The 20,447-nt window shown below is 53.0% G+C and carries 19 protein-coding genes; 10 read left to right on the forward strand and 9 right to left on the reverse strand.

Going from position 1 to position 20,447, the window contains the following annotated elements; all coding sequences use genetic code 11:
- Positions 1–75: 75 nt before the first annotated feature.
- From SH668x_RS08430 to SH668x_RS08440, 3 genes are all read right to left on the reverse strand, one after another.
- Positions 76–1,257, reverse strand: a complete 1,182-nt coding sequence (locus SH668x_RS08430; RefSeq protein ID WP_437188249.1) for a hypothetical protein — start codon at positions 1,255–1,257, stop codon at positions 76–78.
- 16 nt (positions 1,258–1,273) lie between these two features.
- A complete protein-coding gene (locus tag SH668x_RS08435; RefSeq protein WP_437188250.1) occupies positions 1,274–2,125 on the reverse strand; it encodes a hypothetical protein in 852 nt (283 codons plus the stop codon).
- Positions 2,126–2,224: 99 nt separating this feature from the next.
- The gene (locus SH668x_RS08440; protein ID WP_437188251.1) at positions 2,225–2,998 is read right to left on the reverse strand and encodes a hypothetical protein; all 774 of its coding nucleotides are present in this window, start codon (positions 2,996–2,998) and stop codon (positions 2,225–2,227) included.
- 298 nt (positions 2,999–3,296) lie between these two features.
- On the opposite strand from SH668x_RS08440, the gene SH668x_RS08445 reads away from it, so the two are divergent.
- The gene (locus SH668x_RS08445) at positions 3,297–4,076 is read left to right on the forward strand and encodes an EF-hand domain-containing protein (RefSeq protein ID WP_437188252.1); all 780 of its coding nucleotides are present in this window, start codon (positions 3,297–3,299) and stop codon (positions 4,074–4,076) included.
- A 118-nt stretch (positions 4,077–4,194) separates the two neighbouring features.
- On the opposite strand, the gene bshB1 is transcribed toward SH668x_RS08445, so the two are convergent.
- Positions 4,195–4,902, reverse strand: coding sequence for a bacillithiol biosynthesis deacetylase BshB1 (bshB1, locus tag SH668x_RS08450; RefSeq protein ID WP_437188253.1), 708 nt, complete (start codon positions 4,900–4,902; stop codon positions 4,195–4,197).
- A 248-nt stretch (positions 4,903–5,150) separates the two neighbouring features.
- Between bshB1 and SH668x_RS08455 the strand changes: the two genes are divergently transcribed.
- From SH668x_RS08455 to SH668x_RS08475, 5 genes are all read left to right on the forward strand, one after another.
- Positions 5,151–5,420: a hypothetical protein gene (locus tag SH668x_RS08455; RefSeq protein WP_437188254.1), complete on the forward strand. Its 270-nt coding sequence runs from the start codon at positions 5,151–5,153 to the stop codon at positions 5,418–5,420.
- Positions 5,421–6,101: 681 nt separating this feature from the next.
- Complete coding sequence (locus SH668x_RS08460) at positions 6,102–7,079, forward strand: sugar phosphate isomerase/epimerase family protein (RefSeq protein WP_437188255.1); 978 nt, start codon at positions 6,102–6,104, stop codon at positions 7,077–7,079.
- Positions 7,080–7,288: 209 nt separating this feature from the next.
- Positions 7,289–7,990, forward strand: coding sequence for a PTS sugar transporter subunit IIA (locus tag SH668x_RS08465; RefSeq protein ID WP_437188256.1), 702 nt, complete (start codon positions 7,289–7,291; stop codon positions 7,988–7,990).
- Between the two features lie 46 nt (positions 7,991–8,036).
- A complete protein-coding gene (locus SH668x_RS08470) occupies positions 8,037–9,074 on the forward strand; it encodes an SMP-30/gluconolactonase/LRE family protein (protein ID WP_437188257.1) in 1,038 nt (345 codons plus the stop codon).
- Positions 9,075–9,543: 469 nt separating this feature from the next.
- Positions 9,544–10,386, forward strand: coding sequence for a CPBP family intramembrane glutamic endopeptidase (locus tag SH668x_RS08475; RefSeq protein ID WP_437188258.1), 843 nt, complete (start codon positions 9,544–9,546; stop codon positions 10,384–10,386).
- 4 nt (positions 10,387–10,390) lie between these two features.
- Here SH668x_RS08475 and SH668x_RS08480 read toward each other — a convergent pair whose 3' ends face one another.
- Both SH668x_RS08480 and SH668x_RS08485 read right to left on the reverse strand, forming a co-directional pair.
- Entirely contained in the window at positions 10,391–11,260 is an 870-nt protein-coding gene (locus tag SH668x_RS08480; protein ID WP_437188259.1) for a hypothetical protein, read from the reverse strand.
- 135 nt (positions 11,261–11,395) lie between these two features.
- A complete protein-coding gene (locus tag SH668x_RS08485; RefSeq protein WP_437188260.1) occupies positions 11,396–13,099 on the reverse strand; it encodes a response regulator in 1,704 nt (567 codons plus the stop codon).
- 845 nt (positions 13,100–13,944) lie between these two features.
- On the opposite strand from SH668x_RS08485, the gene SH668x_RS08490 reads away from it, so the two are divergent.
- From SH668x_RS08490 to SH668x_RS08505, 4 genes are all read left to right on the forward strand, one after another.
- Entirely contained in the window at positions 13,945–15,243 is a 1,299-nt protein-coding gene (locus tag SH668x_RS08490) for a DNA-directed RNA polymerase subunit alpha C-terminal domain-containing protein (protein WP_437188261.1), read from the forward strand.
- A 223-nt stretch (positions 15,244–15,466) separates the two neighbouring features.
- Positions 15,467–16,609: an aminofutalosine synthase MqnE gene (mqnE, locus tag SH668x_RS08495; RefSeq protein ID WP_437188262.1), complete on the forward strand. Its 1,143-nt coding sequence runs from the start codon at positions 15,467–15,469 to the stop codon at positions 16,607–16,609.
- Positions 16,610–16,678: 69 nt separating this feature from the next.
- The gene (locus SH668x_RS08500) at positions 16,679–17,266 is read left to right on the forward strand and encodes a LutC/YkgG family protein (RefSeq protein ID WP_437188263.1); all 588 of its coding nucleotides are present in this window, start codon (positions 16,679–16,681) and stop codon (positions 17,264–17,266) included.
- A gap of 6 nt (positions 17,267–17,272) precedes the next feature.
- Positions 17,273–18,430, forward strand: coding sequence for an aminotransferase class V-fold PLP-dependent enzyme (locus SH668x_RS08505; protein WP_437188264.1), 1,158 nt, complete (start codon positions 17,273–17,275; stop codon positions 18,428–18,430).
- Between the two features lie 18 nt (positions 18,431–18,448).
- On the opposite strand, the gene SH668x_RS08510 is transcribed toward SH668x_RS08505, so the two are convergent.
- From SH668x_RS08510 to SH668x_RS08520, 3 genes are read right to left on the reverse strand one after another with little or no spacing between them, the layout of a single operon-like run.
- Positions 18,449–19,324 carry an NAD(P)H-hydrate dehydratase gene (locus tag SH668x_RS08510; RefSeq protein WP_437188265.1) on the reverse strand — a complete coding sequence of 292 codons (876 nt, stop codon included), beginning with the start codon at positions 19,322–19,324 and terminating at the stop codon, positions 18,449–18,451.
- A 20-nt stretch (positions 19,325–19,344) separates the two neighbouring features.
- Positions 19,345–19,782, reverse strand: a complete 438-nt coding sequence (locus SH668x_RS08515) for an ExbD/TolR family protein (RefSeq protein ID WP_437188266.1) — start codon at positions 19,780–19,782, stop codon at positions 19,345–19,347.
- Between the two features lie 21 nt (positions 19,783–19,803).
- Positions 19,804–20,445, reverse strand: coding sequence for a MotA/TolQ/ExbB proton channel family protein (locus tag SH668x_RS08520; protein ID WP_437188267.1), 642 nt, complete (start codon positions 20,443–20,445; stop codon positions 19,804–19,806).
- Between the last annotated feature and the right edge of the window lie 2 nt (positions 20,446–20,447).

Consider the following 20,447-nt stretch of genomic DNA (forward strand, 5'->3'; position numbering starts at 1 on the left):
GCTGTGAGTCTCGACTGGTCGTCGCTTACATGGCAGATCCATTGTCGTACGACCTAGCCTGCTCTGGTGTGTCGTTCAGTCAAAGAAGTAACGTTCGGCAGCCTTGACGGTCTTGGGGTCTTTCTCGCGGAGGATCTCAAGGTTCTTCCGAGCAGCTGTGACGTATTCCGGGACCGGCAAGTTTCCATCTTGAGGGGCATCCTTTTCCGCAATCAACATGAAGCGGACAATCGCTCTTTTTACAGACGGGACCTGGTAATCCTTGTTGTCATACAGCTCCATCAGATGAGGCATGGTGCCCCAGTCCTGCCAGCGGGCCAAGTCGACAATGACGAGATCGGCAAGGTTTGGACGCTTCAGCAGGAGTTGCATTGAACTACGCAAATCCTCGGCTGGAACGCGACCTTTTGCGTAAGTCCACATGAATCGAAGAGCCTGCATGGCAGCGAATGTTTCGCTGAAATGAGCTTTTGTGTTTCTGAGTTTTGTCTCGTTGAGAACCTCAAGTCCTTCAGATCCGGTGAGGAGCAAATAGCCGCCCATGACGCCGTCGATCCCGAGTCGGAAATCTTCAGGTTGCATGATCACAATGGACTTGAGGAACTCTGCGTCTTCGGGATGTCCTCCTAGCCCCAACAGCAAACCGTAGAGCCCCATCCGCGTCGGATTGAGGTCTTTGTTTGAGAGCCATTCTCGCAGTTTGTCGCGAGGCATTTTATCGCCGAGCGGAGTGATGTCATCGTACGGGGCGTTTGCGAATTCTGAATAAGCATCAGTCGCAATTGTCTGGTCTGGGAACTCCAGAAACTTCAGGTAGTATTCGAGTCGTTCGGTCGTTGGGGATTCTTTGCTGGGGGCCTGGATGATGTAGTTGAAGCTGGTTTCCGTCACTTCAAGCGGGCTGCTCCACTCCAGTCGATCCTCAATCTGCGTGCCGAGGAGTAGGGATAGATCCCCGGGCTTCCCGCTGCGAAAACGATCAATCGCGATCTTTCCGCCCTTCTTGAGTTGAGATTCATCGCCGCGGACGACCTGCAGGATCTCGTATTCAGTCGTACCGGTGAAACCTCGTTCACGGTCTGCTTCCGTGCCGCTGGACCATTGAACCAGCACTGCAGCCTGTGCGGCAGCCAGTTGCTCGCTCAAAGTGAGTGTCGGGGCACTGCAAAACGGACAGCTGATGGCATACGTTGCGGTTGCGACGACCATGCCGATCGCTGCAACAGCAGCCAGACTGGTATGGAGTAATGAGCGCATCAAGGGCTCCTGTGTTCTATTGGACAACGACCTGGGCATCTTCGAGACGGTACAACCACCAAAGTCCCTCATCGGTCCCTTCAATTTCTGGTTCGATAATCAACGTCGCGATAACGTCGAAAGGGCGATTGGCAATATAGCTTGTTGTCTTACCGGATTGCATCATTGTCCCCAGTTTGTCGTAGACCTTAGGGTCTCGGCCAAAGCAGCAGATTCCGTTATCACGCACGAACATGAAGCTTGAGATTCCTTCCTGTCGACCGGAAGGGAACATCCATCCTCGCAAGATAATCTTCTTGCCATTCAGATTCCGCAGCCATTCTGGAAGGTGGTCCATCACATCAGGCGGGACGGGCTCCATGTTACAGACTTTGAGCAAATCGAGATCGTCAAACGTGACCCTCAGGGCGTCACCCTCGGTCGTGAATTCTCTCTCGGGGACTAGGATTTTGATTTCGTTTGGCTTGGCGAAACTTTCTGGCGTAGCAAGTGGAACGACCGTTGTCGGGGGTTCGTTCCCTGCCTGTTCCGGAGTCGCCATGTTGTCCTGCTCGGTCGACGATGGGCTTTCTACGAGAGAGGGACTCGCTGGTGCAGAATCAGCGGGCGCTTCGCTTGGATTCATTTTTGGAGAATCCTCGGGTGTCGGCGCGGCTGGTTGATCTTCAGTCTCGAGTGGCTCAACTGTCGCTACTTCCTGAGCGGGCTGCTCGACCGGCGATTCATCGAGAGGGACGTCAGGAGTCGACACTTCTGGGAGCGCGTCCTCTTCAGTCACCTTCCGGTATTCGCTTTGATCGCCTGAGTTGCAGCCTGCAAGCGTTCCCATGAAAAGAAGGCACAGGAATGCGAGCTTCTTGACATCCATGATTTCTGTCCAATCGGGGGGACCATTCCGTTGTGGTGGAATGATGTTCGGTGAGCACTGGTTTTCAGGCAGCCAGAGGAGGGGCGCCCGGTAGGGGATTTAGAAGTCGCTGATACGAGTCGTAAAGTGATCCGCAGTGATCACGTAGAGTGGCTCTAGCTGCCCCTCTGGATTGAATTCGGGATTGAGTCGGAAAGTCCCAGCCACTGCAACTCGACCTGCATGGTAGTTGATCGTTTTTTCACCATCCATCACAACACCGAGTCGGTCCCAGATTTCAGGATTCGCTCCAAAGCAGCAACTTTGGTTGTCCTTCACAAACAGAAACGAATGAAGGTTCTCCGTTTGTTTTGTTTGGTAAATGTAACCCTTGAGGAAGACCTTTTTTCCATCCAATTCTACGAGTCTTGGTGGCGGGCCAATTTTTCCGTTTTCCTCGACGACCTTCAGGTCGGAAATGTCTTTCACAAAGTTCAATCGGTGGTATCCATCTGGAACCTCTGTCTGGTACATATAAAGCTGCAGCGAGATTCCGCAAATCGCGAAGAGGGGAGCCAGTAGCAAGCCGACGATCGACGTAGCCCAACCACCATAGGCTCCGTCAGAACGGATGATCGTCCAGAGCCCGAGTCCGCAAAACAGAAACCCCAGAAAACAAAGCGGCATCGCCTGCCAGACGAAGATCGCAAGGAACGACAGTAACGAGAGAATCAGCCCCACGACCGAAAGCACGGGGACGGGACGGTACGAGAACTCGCCGAATTCATTGGATGCGTAAGTCGTCCCCTTGCTGGAGAGCTTGACCTGCGACTGCTGAGTCGGTGTTTCCGAATCCGAAATTTCGCCCTTCATCTCAAAAGTCTGAGTCGTCACTCGATCTCTCCACCACAAAATGTATGCATCGCTGAGTGAAGTGTTGGGATGTCCACCCACTTCTAATGAAAAAGGCCAGCTGTATTATAGAATAAGGGGTGGGTAATTGTTCAATCATCTCGTCAGATTGCGCTGAATTTCATCGAATTTAGCGGGACTTGCAGGACTGGCTGGGCAATATTGGGAATTAACAGACGATTGATCTGCTTTTACAGATCTTCTTGCCGTTTCTGGGGTTGAATGTTCAGCACTCCAGGAATCGCCGGGGGAGTTGTTGAATTCGTGTTTGGAGAGATCAATGAAGCGAGTATTCGGTTGTTCTGCGTTTCTAGCCGCCTCCCTATGCCTGATTGCTCAGGGAGCCGATGACATCTCACCTGCGGATCTATTTGCCCAACTTGACAAAAACGGCGACGGAAAGCTGGTCGCCGACGAAATTCCAGAGGGGCAGTTTCCGTTTTTCGAGCGCCTGATTCGAGCGGGCGACGTGAATCAGGATCAGGCGATTTCCCTGGTCGAGCTGACCGCCATTCTGCAAAAACGTGACGTCTCCCCAGCCGGGAACGGGGCAAAAAATGACGCAGCTCAAGCGACTCCAATGCCCGCTCAGCCGCAATCTCCTGCCGTGAATCTCCCCTCGTCCAAAGTGGTGGCTCGACCGACGGCGGATGAAACATTCCGTCGTCTCGACCGAAATGGTGACGGGAAACTCGAACTCGACGAGTTGACTGAACGGGGGCGAGCACGACTGGAGCCACTTTTCGTGTTGCTCGAAACGAAAGCAATCACGATTGAGCAGTTCCGGGAATTCGGGATCGGAGGAGGCCGCGTCAGGTCTGCTGATCAAGGGCCGCAGTTGGAAGCTGCTGCGGGGACGCTGTCGACGGGGCACCGTGTGGAACTCGGTGGGCCAGCCTTCTTGAAACTCCTCGACACCGATCAGAATGGGAAGTTGAGTGGTGTCGAGTTACGAGAAGCTCCCGGACTCATCGCCAAAATGGATGCTGATGGAGACGGTGAGCTAAGTGTGCATGAACTGCTGCTGACACCAAGAAAAACGATCCCTGTCAGTGAATAGTTCTGTCCACAAGTGAGACAGCCGCGTCGCGTTTCGACACCGTCAGTGGCAGGATGTCAGCTGCATCTGTCGAAGGATGTGTGTGGAGACGGGAGGATGAGGTCGACTCGGGAACCTGTTAAGTCAGGTGGCTGAGATCATCGATCCTGATCTCTTCCCGGCTCGCAAAGGGCTCGGCGTACCCTTTTTCGATCGACCAACCCCAAAATCGAGCGCGGTCTTTAATGTCATCCAGCAGTCTCGGATGTGCACTACCTCTTCCTTTCACGACTTGGCTTTCGTAGCAACCGACCGCTTCCATTTTTCGGTCGATAAAATCTGTGATGTCGACGACGAAGGTCGGTTTGGGATGAATGCGGAGATGGATGCTCCAGTAATAGTAGATTTTGGGTGGATGAAACGGCGTCCCCGCCATATCCGTACGTGAGAGCTTTGACCAGAAGCGGGCAGCGTCAATCAGGGCGCTTGCGGCAACATGGTCAGGATGGGCATCTTCCCAGTATGGGGCAAGTATGATTTGCGGCCGGGTGAGTCGAAAAACTTCTGCGACACTCCTTCGAGCTTCGAGGCTGTTTTCTAGCTTGCGATTCGGCAGATTCAGCTGATGTCGCCACTGCAGACCAAGGATTTCAGTCGCCCGATCCGTTTCCGCTTTGCGGATTTCGAGAGTACCGTGAGGGGTCGGTTCCCCGTTTGTCAGTTCCAAAACTCCGACCCGCTTTCCTTGCGAAATGCTGCGCAGAATTGTCCCGGCGACGCTGATTTCGGCGTCGTCTGGATGAGGTGCGACGACAAGGATGTCCAACGGTTCGGCCAGTGGAGTCATAAAATTGCTCTTTACCTGCGCGGATGTTCTGAGATATGAGCCCGACCAACTGATGCACTCGGCGCGAAGTCGCGGAGCATCGAGCTTGTGTCGATGGATTTCAGTTTAGTTTGTTGCAAAAGGGTTTCCACAGTCACTGGAGTGATTCCAGGGAAGTTTGACTTCGGGATTTCCGCTCCCCGAGGTCAGATTCACAGCAGTGGATCAAAGGCACAGGACGTGTCGCGTCGTTGCATTGGAGGCAGATTGTGGCAAAGTTTCATCAATTGAGTTGTGTGGTACTCCTGCTGACATCGTTGGGGTGTCAGTCGATGATGGGGACTCAACGGAACGTTGCTGAAAAAGAAGCTGCCAGTAATACGAGTGCTGCCATTGAAGATCCGTTTGCAGCGGAAGTCGGCAAGATGGCACGCAAGCATCACGACTACGAAGAAGTGAAAGATCCACTAGGAGTACGAAACTACTTCACTACCGCAAAATCGCGAGAGATTGAGCGTAACGTGGGGATCGGAAAGTGATGGTTTGCTGAGGACTCTTTGTGTTCCCCAGTGAACCTGTAAGGGCAGTTGAGTAGTGTTATGTTGAACCATGCTGAGTATGGTTTCGAATCCCCGAGGTCGCTCATCTCTTTTGCCTACTTGGTGGAATAGGTTGTCGGAACTCGATTCGTTTCGTCGAAGGTCATCCACAGACTCTCGTGCAGCGATCTGTCAAGATGAATCTCTCTGAAGTTGATGACCTAAAAAATCTTTAATGAAAGCTGCCCCCGGTGATGGTATTCACGGCGTATCCCGGGCATACTACGCCGAGCCTGATGCATGTCTTTGCCTGGGCATCAACTGCATCGGCGGCATAGATCGCATCGGACTTCAAAGATGTTCTGGTCAGAACGTTCAAGTCTCGATATCCTGCGATCAGAAGTGTTGGTCTGATCAAGGTCAAAATGCATGGTGGGTCGTGTTCACGTAACTCTCTGTGTGCGTGGTGTTGGTCAGAAGTCGGTGTCAGTCATCGGTCGATGTCGGATCGTTCAGAGTTTCGTTGCCGTGTTCGAAACAGAGAGAGTGCGCTCTTGGATGCCTTGAATCACTAAGTTCATCGAGTGATGTTCGAACTGACTTCGGGCTATTCATCTCTTGCTTTGTTCATGTGTTGCGTCGAAATCAATCACTTTGGCGGGAGAAGCTGTGAATCCTTCGATGCAAAAGGTCTCTCATACCCCTTCGCTGATTACATTCGAGTTGGATCAGCTGCAGTCAAGAAAAGCGACTTTGGATTCTCAGATACGTGAGGTGACTTCGACCGGGGTGTCCCCAGAAGCTGTCCTCACAGCTTGCACGCCCGAAAAAAGTGTTCCCTGTTTGAAGAGGTTCAAGCAGCGGGTCGCAGTGAATCAAACGACCACACTTCCCTGGTGTCTCTCAGAGGATGTTGACGGGTATGGTCAATCGGGTATTCACGGGATTGGCCTGAGCTGGCGTAAGATGACCGAGTTTGGTCTCCGCCGCGCTGTTCGACTGGTGAGTGATTCAGATCTGGTTGTGTCCAGTGTCGGCCCCATCGGGGGATTCACCGGGAAAAATGATTACTCGATCAAAGATGCCATGGCAGACGCTCGACGGGTGATTCGAGTTGCTGGTCAAGTTCGTGCGCGAACCGTGACTGTTCTCAGTGGGCCAATTGCGGGCCATATCCGGAAACATGCGAACCGGATTGTTGTCGAGGCATTGCGGGAACTTGTACCGTTTGCTGCGTTGTACGGCGTTGAGTTGGCATTGCAGCCAATGCATCCGATGTTCGCTTCAAATTGGTCGTTTCTGCACACTCTCGATGAAACAGTTGAGCTGATGGATCTCGTTGGGGATAGTCGGCTGAAACTTGCATTCGGAACTTACCACCACTGGCAAGATTCCAGCTTACTGAGTCGATTGCCAGAGTTGGTTTCTCGCATCGGGCTTGTGAGTCTCGCCGATTGGGGAAGTGCTCCTCGTCACGATTACGACAGACTGTTTCCAGGGCAGGGTCGGTTGCCGATTCACGATATGATTCTGGCGCTGGAAAACAACCACTACTCCGGGTGGTACGAGCTCGAGGTTTGGTCTCGAGACTTGTGGAAAATGGATCGCCGCGATTTAATGCAAGAGTGCGTTGCAGTGAGAGACAAGCTGTTGTCATAGCTGCAATTCTCGTTACCATCAGGTTGCTGATGATCACTCGTGAATTGACGACGATCAGCCGCTTGTTAACGAGTATGACTCCATTATGACTCCATGTTGTGTCCAACTCTGATTTCTGTTGTGCGGGTCGCTTCAACAGAATTGGTTTCAGAATATGGAGTCGGTGTTCAGGCGAATTTTTTCCTGTTGAAACCACTGAAAACGTCCTCATGGCTCACGAATGGTACTCTGTTGACGAACTCGCCCGGCAGCTTGGTCGCGATCGACGTGAAATTGAACGACTGGCGAGTCGAGGGCGAATTCCGGCACACAAGCGTGGAAATGAATGGCAGTTTCATGCTGCCGAAGTGACGCATTGGCTTGAGCAAGAGATGCGGGATTATTCAGACTCGCAGCTTGCCTTCATCGAGAACGCTCAGGCCAGCTCGACAGTCAAAAAAGAGATCCCTGTCAGCAGCCTGCTCAAACCAGAATTAATTCAGGTTCCAATGGATGCGAGGACGAAACGTTCCGCACTGGAAACCTTGGTTGAAATCGCTGGCCGAACCTGGCAAATCTGGGAGCCAGCAGCGGTTCTCAAGGCGGTTCAAGACCGCGAATCACTCCAGTCGACGGCGTTCGATAACGGCGTCGCGCTCCCTCACCCCCGCAATCCGCTGACAGATGCAATTGGAGATTCTCTGATTGCTTTCGGACGGACGTTGAGTGGCATTCCATTTGGCGCGTCCAACAACGCGCCCACAGACTGCTTCTTTCTAATTCTCTGCAAAGATGCACACACCCATCTGCAAGTCCTCGCCCGACTCTCGCGGATGATTCAACTGCCTGATTTTCTGTCGACGCTCCGGAACGCGGACTCGGCAGAGTCGACATATGAAGTCATTCTCTCGGCTGAGCGTCAGTTCAAATAGACTCTCAGCTTCCCTTCGTTTCGACAGCCTGCCAGGAGTGTTCTTTATGGCCCCCCGTGTGTTTACCGGTTTGGCACTTGCTGCCACATTGGCGTTGAGCCCGTTGGTTTCGAATGTCGCATCAGCTCAGGACAGCGTGAACTTTCCTACAATCGGAGAGGTTCAAAGTTATGACCCAGCGTTTGAGAACCTGGTCGCCAGCGACGCGAAATTGCAAGTCGTCACTTCAGGGTTCATCTGGAGTGAAGGTCCGGTCTGGGTGCCTGAGAAGGATGGTCCCGGGTACTTGCTGTTCTCGGATATTCCGCGAAATTCCATCATGAAGTGGGTGGAAGGCGAAGGGGTATCGCTGTTCATGAAGCCTTCGGGCTACACCGGCGTGTCAGACTATGGTTTCGAGCCGGGTTCGAACGGACTGGCTTTGGACCCAAACGGGCGTCTGCTCATGGCGGAGCATGGGGATCGACGGGTTTCCGTGTTGACCGTGGGCGGCGGTAAAATGACGCTCGCCGACAAGTACGAGGGAAAACGCCTGAATAGCCCTAACGATCTCGCCTGCAAATCAAATGGCGATATCTATTTCACAGATCCTCCTTACGGCTTGCCTGAGCAACTGAAGGATCCTCGTTGTGAACTTGATTTCTGCGGTGTCTATCGCGTCACACCCAATGGCGAGTTGACGTTGCTGACAAAAGAAGTGACTCGTCCAAACGGCATCGAGTTCTCTCCTGACGAGAAAACGCTGTACGTGACTCAGTCCGATCCAGCAGCGGCACTGGTTTACGCATTTCCAGTTCTGGAAGATGGCACACTTGGGCCGAAGTCGGTTTTGTTTGATGACACCGAATCGGTCAAGAAGGGGATCAAAGGATTGCCTGATGGATTGGCAGTTGATCGCGATGGAAACATTTTCACGAGTGCTCCTGGCGGAGTAGCTGTCATTTCGAAAGAGGGGAAGCTACTCGGTCGAATTCTGACTGGAGAGGCGACTGCCAACTGCAAATTTGGTGGTCCAGATGGATCAATCCTCTACATCACCGCCGATACTTACATCTGCCGCATTCAAACCAAAACCGGGGGCTAACTCCGTGATTATGAGAGCGGATGTACGACATTCCCCTCATTGCCTTTGACTTTCGAAGATCGCCCCGCGTCATGATCCGCGGGGCGATTCCATTTCCAGAGTGCTCTCAATCCGATTTCAAAATAAGACCTTGGAATCGTCCTGTTCAAATCCACCGCATTCCCCGGAGCGCCGCTCGCGAGATCGTTGAGTTTCGGTGGCGATCAACTCAGCGTTTGAGAGTTTTTGCCACCACGGGCCGCCGCACGCCTGAGACTGTCGTCAAGAAAACTAAGAAACTCTAATTCGTGTCGGAAATCACTTGTTGAATCTGGTTGCCGCTCCCCGTATTTTCGGTAGGCGACTCTACGGGAGACAGCAAATGAGAGATGGGCATTGCACTGTTTCGAGAGGTTCCGAGGAGGCTCTCGATTCTCGGAGCAGAAGTGCGAAAGAGATCTGCTGGGTTCTGTTTGAGTCCATCATTTGGATGTTGGGAGTTATACTGGCCCAGTGTCTTGCCTTGGCCTCGCTGTTGATGCTGTTTATCGGTGCCACATACGGGTTGGTGATTCCGAGTTTCGATCAGGTAATCGCGATGGCTCTGGAAACCAACCTCGATACCTCATTTCTGATGCTTGGGGTGCCGATTCTTGGGGCTCTGTTGATACTGCTGCCAGTAATTCGATTACGCGAAGGCCCGGATTTTCGAGACAGATTCGGCTGGCGAACTCCGAGTGCTGATGAACTGGTTTACGCTCTGGCAACGATCGTCCCTGTCGCTGTTCTAGGAAATCTATTGCATCAACTGGTGAATTGCTGGCTCCAATCTCTGGCGGCTGAAGATGTCGGTCAATGGGTTCCTGGCGATTCACTCGGTCAAATTTATCAACTGATGCAGGGGGTGCCGTATCCGCTTCTCATTGTCGTTATGGCGCTCGGTCCTGCCGTCCTCGAAGAATTTGTTTTTCGAGGTGTGATCGGTCGACGGATGGTGAAGTACGTCGGCGTTCCTGCCGGCATTTTGATCACGTCGCTGTTGTTTGCCATCAGCCACGGTGGTCCAGCCCATGCGCTCGCCACTCTCCCTATCGGAGTTCTTCTCCACCTGCTGTACCTCAAGTCAGGGACGATCTGGATTCCTGTGATCGTGCACTTTGGGAACAATTTGCTGGCCGTCTCTCTCTTTCATTTTCAACTGAAAGAACTGACCCATGTTTCTCCTCAGTTTTGCGCAGTACTGAGTTGTTATCTCGTGCTGATTCTTGTGCTCATGTCGGTTCGAGTCTCTCAATCGGAGAGTGTCGGAAACACGCGATTGGACATCTCCTGACCGGTCAGTCGGAGGTCAGGCAAGATTCCAGCAACAACAGCATTTCCTCCCATTGAATTTGTTTGACGTCTCGTTTGAAAATTGGGTCTGCATGTTGTTCTGCGTCCCGGCAGAGATCGACAAACGCAATTGAGTCCCATTTGGAGGAAGAGACCTTTGCAATCCAGTTGTGTGAAGCAGATGAACTTGATCGCGTCATGATGCGGTGAGCGATGCGAGCGAGTTCCCCAAAGTTCGGGTGTTGCCCAACATTGCGGAACCAGTATTTGGCGTTGCTGTAATCGGGCTCTCGGCGATGAAGGATTGCGTGCCAGTAATCTCCATTGCGGAGTTTTCCTTTCCCTTCAATGCCTTGGGCCAGATCATGGCACCGGTCGACATCTCCCGCAATTTGAGCGAGTCCAGCCTGAAGAGCCGTTCGATTGAACTGCGAAATCAGTCGGTCTGTCTCCCGATTCAATCGATTGGTAACAGCCACCAGATCAGGAAATCTGGGATCGAGAAGGTCCGACTCGACCGTCGATGAGATGATGACCTGTGATTCATTCTGCTGAAGAATCACTTCTCCGGGGCTCTTCGCGGTTTTGATGTCGAGGAAAGCCGTAGCAGGCAGGATTAGAATACATTCCGGACGCGTCTGCGAAGCGATTTGAGCGACTTCGAAGGGGAGAGATTGCCAGAGACGTGATCCGAGTTCGCTGACGGGAACAATTTGGCACTGCAAATTGGAGAGTTCCTTTGCTTCAATTTGCGGGAGAAGGGGTTCGAACTCCTCTGGGCCATACGCGACGTAGGAGGGTAGGTCGTCAGTCGGTGGCTGGAACTCTTGTGGCGGAAGATGTGCCGGATGAAAGAGTAACTCGCGTACAGCCATCTGCTTCTACCCATCTTGCAGACTGGATCCGAGAGAATCGCTCAGGCGAGAGTGCGCAGAACGACACAGGGGATCGCTTGTCAGGTCAGTGGAAACTTGAAAATGCTCAGCCGGTGATGCTGCTTCGCCCTAAAACTAGTTGGGAGCAGGGGTGAACGCATCTTCAAGTGCCTTGATCAGCTGGTTGATGATAAAAGGCTTGTAAAGAACCGTTTTCAGGCCCATTTGGCGGGCACGAACAATTGTGTGCTCTCCATCGTACCCAAACCCGGTCATCAGAATGATTGGCAGGGTCGCGGAAGTCTCGCGAAGTTTGCGATAGAGTTCAGAACCCTTCATGTCGGTTGGCTTGATGTCTGAAATCACCGCGTCGTACGACAGGGTGCGCACCATCCTCAGAGCTTCATCACCGTTTTTGGCAGTTTCGACGATCGCATCCAGCCGATCCAGGATCTCGTGACTGCTGTGCCGGATTTCGATGTCGCTGTCGACGACGAGCACGCGTTTGCGAGACAGAATGGGATGCTGAAGCTTCTTGATTGGAACCGTGCCAGACTCGGCGTAAATTGAAGTTCCTGTTTGCCGGATCGACTCACGAATGCCCTGTGTGTGTTGCAGGATGCGTCTGAGTCGTTCGTTGATCGCTGGATCCGCATCAGCGAATTTTTCGACCAACCAGGAAGAATCGTTGAGAATCTCATCAGCTGGATCAGCCACTTCGCAGAGCAAACGCTTGGTGCTCTCTTCGACTGTGGTCGCTTTTTCTGCGATCAACAGGTCCAGAGTGTTGAGGGCGACCGACACCTCACGACAGAAGAGCTCGAGAAACTGAAGGTCTGTCTGAGAGAATGCACGTGGTTTAAAACTCTCGACGTTGAAAGTCCCAAGAACCTGATCATGGCGGATGAGGGGGACCGTCAGTGAACTGCGAGCACCCGTGGCTCCGACCAGATAGAGTGGGTCAGTGGTGGTGTCTTCACACAGATAGCTTTGGCCAGTGGCAGCGACGAAACCGGTAACTCCATTCGCTTCAGTCGAAACCTTGAGTTCTCGCTTCTCCGCTGTTTCATCCATCCCGAGTGCGAGCAGGGTACGAAGAGTTTTGGTTTCCTCGTCGACAATTCGGACTTCAACAGTCTCGAACTCCAGCAGCTCTTCGGTGTAGTGCCGGAGTTTTGATTTCAGCAACTCGATTCGATCGTGAGTGGACAGCTCGAGGACTTCATCCGGTTTCAGATCTCCGAGGTCGAGACCTGCTTTGTAGATCGCATTGAATTTTTGCTGCTGCAGGATTTCGTCGGAGTTGTCTCGCAGCGTCACGAGGAGCAGTTGTTCGGTATCGCTTTCCACCATGGGGACCGGACTGACAACGACGTCAAAGAACGTTTTTTCGTTGGTTCGAACTCGGGTTTTGACCTGTCGGCCTGTTGCGAGGACCGTGTTGATTGGACAGAAGCACTGTCCGATGATTTCAGCGTCCTGCCAGGATTCAAAGAGTCGTTGTTGTGAATTGGGAGCGAATCTTTGCAGGTCCAACGTTTGCTGGGCCATCGTGTTGGCCCACAGGATTTCTTCCCGTTCGTTGAGGAGCAGGACAGACTCCGGGAAGCTATTGAGCAAGCCGGCGGCTTCGATCATTAGCCCGGCACCAGCATTATCATTTCCGACAAGACACATTCCGGGAGGCGATGGCTGTTTGAGCCGCATCAACGCGTCCCCGAGCGAATTCGCTGCGGTCACGTTGCAATGGTCCCTGAGTCGATCGAGCATCGAAGAAAGCGATGATGAGTCGACACCGTAAACCAGCAACTCAACCTTGTCCTGCACTGTCGCTCCCATGAAACGTAACTTCCGTGCGGAAAGTCGATGTTTCCAATCCACGCAGACCGCAGGGATCGAACCAAAACCGGTTCAAGGAGTCCTCACGATTTTGTTCTACGCGTTCAGTAACATCCTCTGATGAATCTTATGTCTGTCTCAGGGAATCGACAACGTAAAATTCGATTGTCGATGCTCCTTTCAGTTCTTTTACAACCAGATTTAGCATCCGTCTAGAGGCTCACTATTCATATCAATTTGCAGTGTTGCGTTCTGTTCGGGATTTGCAGGTTGTGGGAGTGATTGAATCGTGCAGTCGTTGTTCGTTGGGGGTGAACAGTCGCATTCGCTGCTTGAATTCATTTGCCGTGCGGACCGGGTAAGTCTGCACGAAACAGGATGAGACTTGCGTTGGCGATCGTCCGAGTGTGAAGGTTGCGGCAGGTTCGACAACCGACTTGTGAGGATAAATTGAGCAGTTTGGTGCTCCTTTTGGGGATGTGGTTTTGCAGATGTGAGTCGTTGTCTTGATTGCTGTGTGGAGTGGTCAACAATGCGAATATCTGCATAAGCGTATGCTTGTGGGTTGGCGCAATTGATTTGATATAAAATGGTTGCGTTGATTGTTGTGATGAGTAGGAACGGAGGGGCAGCTCACAAATGCGGTCATTTGTGGTTTGTGCTGCTTCGCGGGGGAGTCACGCCCCTGTCGGACTTTTTCGATTGAAATACTGTACGGGGGCACCCTGAATTGAACTCATCACAACTCCTGTTACACTTACGGTTTCCCGATTCATTCGGCTGAATTGGGATTTTCAGACAGCAAAGTCCGCTGAGCACCTCCTGAACTGGTAGTTGACAGGCCAATGCAGACAATCAATTTTGTTTCGATTCTCCGTGACTCTACGATCAACCAAGACGAGATTCGTAACATGATGGCGTCCGCCATGGGGCAGGGTGCTTTGGAGTTCCGAAAAGCTGTTGAACAGGTCGGACAAGAAGCCGAATCCAATCCATCGCTCGCTGTGCGGGCCGGAATTGGCTTTTTCCTGCTTGGTCAGCCAGACAAAGCAGAGAATGCACTGGCTGGATGTAAAGAGGGTGTCGGACGCTACTACCTCGGCAAGACATATGCTGCGACAGGACGTTATGAACTCGCGTCCAAGGAATTCGAAGCAGCAGCCAAGGCTGGGTATCATCCGACTGAGTCGATTCTTCTGGCTGCTGGGGCAGTCCGAAAGTTGGGTCAGCTTGACGAAGCTGAACGTCTGATTCGCACGACCGGCGGCGAAGGGGCTCGTCTGGCTGAGTACTCCTACCAGATGGGGTGCATTCTCGCTGATCGAGGCGATAGTTTCGGAGCGATTGAATACTTCGAACGCGCAGTCGACATGGATCCAAACCACCAGCGCGCCCTGTTCGCACTCGCGGTGCAGAGCAGCCGTCACGGTGATGACGATGAAGCGATTCAACTGTACGAACGCTGCCTGTCACGTCCTCCGTTCTATCTCGGAGCGATGCTGAACCTGGGGTTGTTGTACGAAGATCGCGAGAACTACGGGGCAGCTCAGTACTGCTTCGAGCGAGTGCTCAAGTACGACCCGAATAACGAGCGTGCGTTGCTCTATCTGAAGGATATCGAAGCAACTGGCGACATGTACTACGACGAAGATTCGCTCAAACAGCAGCAACGTCTTGAGCAGCTTCTCGATCGACCAGTTACCGATTTCGAACTCTCTGTTCGTAGCCGTAACTGCTTGGCAACAATGGGGATCAACACGCTTGGCGATCTGACACGGATCAGCGAGCAAGAACTCCTCGCGGGTAAGAACTTCGGGGAAACCTCCCTGACTGAAGTCCGAGAGTTAATGCGGCAACATAACCTGGGCCTCGGTCAATTTCAGCACGAGAAGTCACGGGAACCTGCGTTTGACGCTCGTGACATGAGTCCGGAAGATCAGGTCAAACTCATGCTGCCTGTGAGCGAACTCAACCTGTCGGTGCGATCACGTAAGTGTATGACCCGACTCGGAATCGCAACGATCGGTGAACTTGTCTCCCGAACTCCTGATGAATTGCTCGCAGCGAAGAACTTCGGTGTGACTTCTCTGAATGAGATTCGAGACAAGCTGTCCGAAATGGGCATTACTCTTCGCAACGACTGATACAAAGTCGCCTCGGCGAACATCAAGTTCAGCTTTGATTTCAAGAGTCAGCGGGAGCAACCAGCCATGGTCAATGCTCCCGTAACTCTTTCTAGGGAATGGGTGAAGTTTTCATTCGGATTCCGGTAGCATTGATGAGGAATTCAACTTCTGTCGGTTTATGGAAGTTGTCGCCCCGTCGAAATCGTCACTGGTCCGTTTCAGATTGAACGAAGCTGTTGCTATGAATCTTTCGATCCGTGATCCACAGATGCGTCAGATTGCTGATCGTGTCTACGCCGGCGAGCGGCTTTCTTATGACGATGGTCTTTATCTGGATCAGCACGCTGATTTGATGACTCTCGGAGCACTCGCTCACCATGTTCGACAGAACCGTCATGGGAACGTTGCTTATTACAACACCAACGTCCATCTGAACCCGACAAACGTTTGCGTCTATCGCTGCACCTTCTGTGCATTCCGTTCGGACCTGAAAGCAGAGAAGGCGTATGTCTTTTCTGACGAGATGATTCGCGAGCGGGTTCTGGAAGCGAAATCCCGCGGTGCGACAGAAATTCACGTTGTCGGGGGACTTCATCACCTCCGCAAGTTTGATTGGTACGTCGACGTCGTTCGCGTGATTCACGAAACCTGGCCCGAAATCCACATCAAAGCGTGGACCGGTGTTGAGATTAGCTGGTTTGCCCATCAGACCAAGAAGCCATACGACTGGATTCTCCAGCAGATGATTGATGTGGGCCTGGGAAGTCTTCCCGGGGGGGGGGCTGAAATCTTCGATCCGGGTGTGCGGGCCCAGATTTGCGAGCACAAAGCGGACTCTCAAAGTTGGCTCGATATCCACCGGGCCGCTCACCAACTTGGTTTGCGATCGAACGCGACGATGCTCTACGGGCACGTCGAAAAGGCGGAGCACCGCATCGATCATTTGTTGAAGTTAAGGGATCTTCAGGACGAGACCGGCGGTTTTCAAACATTCATCCCGTTAGCGTTTCATCCGGACAATACCCGCATGACGCACATTCCAAAGCCCACGGCGGCGATGGATCTGCGGATGACCGCCTTGTCGAGATTGATGCTGGACAATTTTGACCACATCAAAGCTTACTGGATCATGCTCGGGGAGCAGACAGCGCAAGTTGCTTTGAACTTTGGTGCGGACGACCTCGACGGCACTGTGGTTCATGAACTGATCTATCACGATGCTGGGGCGAAAACTCCGGAAGGATTAACTGTCTCGCAGATTCACCACTTGATTGAAGAGGCGGGATGCAAACCTGTTGAACGAGATACCTTGTATCGCCGGGTGATTCGAAACGGTGCCGATTGGCATGTCGAATCGGCCGCTCCAAGCGCAGCTGCTTGCTAGGGATTAGAGAGTTTTTATAGACTTTGACCGTCCATCGGATTCTCCAATCTGTCCTCCGCGTGTTGATCAATGACCTCTCGCAGCGAAATTCTCGGCCTCATCCGGAAGAACCTTCCTCAGTCACTGCCATTGCCAGATCTGACTGGTGACTGGATTCAGTACCCCGATCCTCTGCAGCAGTTTAAAGAAGTTCTTGAATTCGTCGGCGGGAAGGCGATCGTCGTTCAGAATGTCGGTGAGATTGCAGAGCATCTGAGCTCGGTCGCAGTCGCCGGTTCCCGAGTTGTATCGGGGGTTCAGGGGGTCTTCGACTACAACCTGTCGGAGATGCCCAATAGCGATCCGCACTCACTTCAGGACGTCCAACTGGCTGTTCTTCCAGGGATTGTGGCTGTTGCAGAGAACGCGGCTGTCTGGGTTCAGGAGGCGGAATTAGCTCCGCGAACTCTGTATTTCATATCCCAGCATCTTGCGCTCGTTGTGAAACTCTCGGATCTGGTCAGCAACATGTACGAAGCCTACGAGCGGATCGACGCTGGCAAGGCCCCGTTTGGCTGTTTCATTTCCGGTCCTTCGAAGACCGCAGATATCGAGCAGTCACTGGTGAAAGGGGCACACGGGGCGAGGACGCTCCATGTGTTTTTGGTAGCAGAGTAGGGTGGAATGGCCGATCGCCGAACCTATCTCGACAACGCAGCGACTAGCTTCCCGAAGCCGGAAGCAGTCTATCTCGCGGTTGATCGGTATCAACGTGAGTTTGGGAATGCTGCTGGGCGAGGAGCGACTCGCAGCGGTGCGGCAGTTCAGCGAGTGATCGATCAGTGCCGACTGCAGCTTGCTCGTCAGTTCGGTGCCCCATCTCCTAGGCACGTCGTGTTCACTTTGAATGGGACCGATTCGTTGAATCTGGCGATTCAAGGACTGCTACGCGAAGGCGATCGGGCCATTGCGAGCGTCTGGGATCACAATTCGGTGCTTCGACCGCTCGCAGAGTTGGCGACGAGGAGAAGGATCGAGGTCGAGATCATAGCCGACGATGGAGCGGGGAGGCTCGATCTCGTATCGCTCGAACAGTCGGTCCAGAATGCCCCGAGATTAGTCGTATTGAATCACGCTTCGAATGTGACCGGCGTTGTGCAGCCCATTCAGGAAGCAGCGGCAATTGCGAAGAGGGTCGGTTCATTCGTCCTGCTTGATGCATCTCAAACAGCAGGTCATTTGCCGGTTCATCTTCAGGAAGTGGGTGTCGATGCGATTGCTTTTCCTGGGCATAAAGGACTCCTGGGGCCGCTCGGGACTGGAGTACTCATTCTAAATGAAGTGGCTGCCAGTGAGATGCAACCGCATCGCTTCGGTGGAACAGGGACGAATAGCGAATCCCCAATTCAACCTGAATCGCTTCCCGAACGGTTCGAATCGGGGAATCTCAATGTACCGGGGATATTCGGTTTGGCGGCCGCATTGGAATGGAGGCAGAATCAGGAGCGTCCGCATCACGAACAGGAGATGATCCAGTTGCTGATTCAGGGGTTGGAATCGCTCCCTTCTATTCAGGTGCATTGCTCCGACTCTTCATTACAACGCGTGGGGGTAGTCAGTTTTTCCTGTGACCGGATTGCTCCGCAGGTTCTGTCTGGTCTGCTTGATGAGCATTTCGGAATTGAAACTCGCGCAGGATTGCACTGTTCGCCCCGAGCACATCAGGCACTCGGTACGTTTAGTGATGGGGGGACCGTCCGAGTGAGTGTCGGCCCGTTCACAACAGTGGAAGAGATCGATCTGACGTTGGAAGCAATCGCTCAAATTGTGGCTGCCATGTGATTCCCTGACGTCATGGAATCAGCCTTGAGAGGAGTTGTCGCCGTCTGTCTGTTGCAGCGTCAACCAGGCTTTCCCGAGATAATCTGGGAGATCAGATGCAATCAGCGCCGGTTTGGAAAGGGCGTCAGCGGCAAGGTCTCCTGCTTTGCCATGCAAATAGACGGCCAGTTGGGCGGCTGAAAACGGTTCCATTCCTTGAGCAAGCAGTGCTGTGGTGAGTCCGGTCAGTACGTCGCCGGTTCCGCCAGTCGACATGCCGCTGTTCCCGGTCGTGTTGACGTAAATACGTTGACCATCGGTGACGACAGTTCCCGCACCTTTCAGGATGAGCGTGATGTTGTATCTGCCTGCAAACTCGAAGGCGAGTTGCTCGCGATTCTGCTGGATGGAACGGACATCAACTCCAGTGAGCCTCGCGAATTCACCGGGATGCGGTGTCAGAATGCGACTCCCGGAGTGAGTCCGTAATTGCTCGGGCTCTTTTGCCAGACAGTTGAGGGCGTCGGCATCGGCTACGATTGGAAGAGAAAGGTCACGATACAGGTTCGTTGTGATTCGATGAAAGACCGTGCCGGTACCAGCGCCCGGCCCGATCCCGACTGCACTCTTACCTTCTGCGGCATCCCAGACGGCCCCCAGGGCAGATTCGTCATCGTTCAATGAGATTGTCAGGTAGGATGGATTAAAACTAGCGACGATCGGTGCAATTGCCGCTGGAACTGCGAGAAACGTCAAACCTGCCCCGCCACGCAACGCCCCCATTCCTGCGAGTGCTGCTGCCCCGGACATGCCTTGGCTTCCGGCCACCAGGAGAACTTTTCCGAAGGTTCCCTTATTGGCGTCGACCGGGCGACATGGGAGTTGAGGAAGGGTGGTGATTTGCAGGGGAGACATAGGGGGGCAGTCTCGGATGGTTAGCGAGGTCGGTCAATGACACCGACATAGTAGGTCAGGTCGGAATCAACTACAGCAGCACTTCTCGCGAGGTCTTCGACGACAATCGACGGGAGATCACGATCTGCTTTGATGATTATATTTCGTTTCATCGCAGCCACACCGGACTGGATATAGGCTGTAATCTCTTCAGGAGTCGCCGGGCCATTCTCTCTGTGGTCGCCGAGGTAAATTTCAGGCGTGTGATCAGTTTTGAAAACACTCAGAACGATTGATTGATCTACGGAAATGTTCGTCCCGTGGATCGCGACGGGTGGTTCCAACGTGGTGAATTGCTGCATGTTGGAAGTGATCATAAAGAAGATCAACAGAAGCAGCACCACATCGATCATCGCGGTGATGTTCAGATCATCGTCGTCTTCCGGAAGTTCGCGTCGATTTTTGAAGTGGCTGAACATCGTCGCCTCGTTGAGAGCGAATTACCGCTTCATGGCCTGTTCCAGATCGAGGAGAAATTCTCCCAGATGTTCCTGCACGGAGTCGGTGAGTTTCCCTTTTTTCACATGGACCGCAGAACTGACGACCGTCATCGCGATGGCAATCGCTAATCCCAGAGCTGTTGAGTACAGAGCAATGCTGATTGTGGAGGCCAGGTGCAGCGGGTCGACTCCCCCTTTGGCAGAGCCAAGTTCAGCGAATGCGCGAATCATTCCGGCCGAGGTGCCAAGAAGTCCCATCATCGGGGCGACTTTAACGATCGTTGCGATCCAGGCACCTCGGTAGTCGAGATCTGCCAGAACCTCACGCTCGTATTTTTCTCCGAGAAGGATGCGGAGTTTTGCGATCCCTCGATCACGGTAAGCGAGTGCAACAAGGATCAGCTGCGCCGTCGCCTTGCTCCAATAGGGAGGCGAGTCACAGAGGTCTGCGACCCCGTCAAAGTGCTGGCGAGCGAGGAGCGATCGGATTTCATTCAGAAACGCTTCCTCCTGCTTGCGAGAAGAGAAGCGTTTCTGATTGATCTTCCGGTAGATCACAATCGCACAATAAGTCCCAAAGATGGCGGCCAGAATCTGACCGCCATAAACCACTGGCTCAGCAAGATGAATCAATTCATCCATTG

The organism is Planctomicrobium mucosum (genome assembly GCF_051466335.1).
Classification (GTDB): Bacteria; Planctomycetota; Planctomycetia; order Planctomycetales; family Planctomycetaceae; genus Planctomicrobium.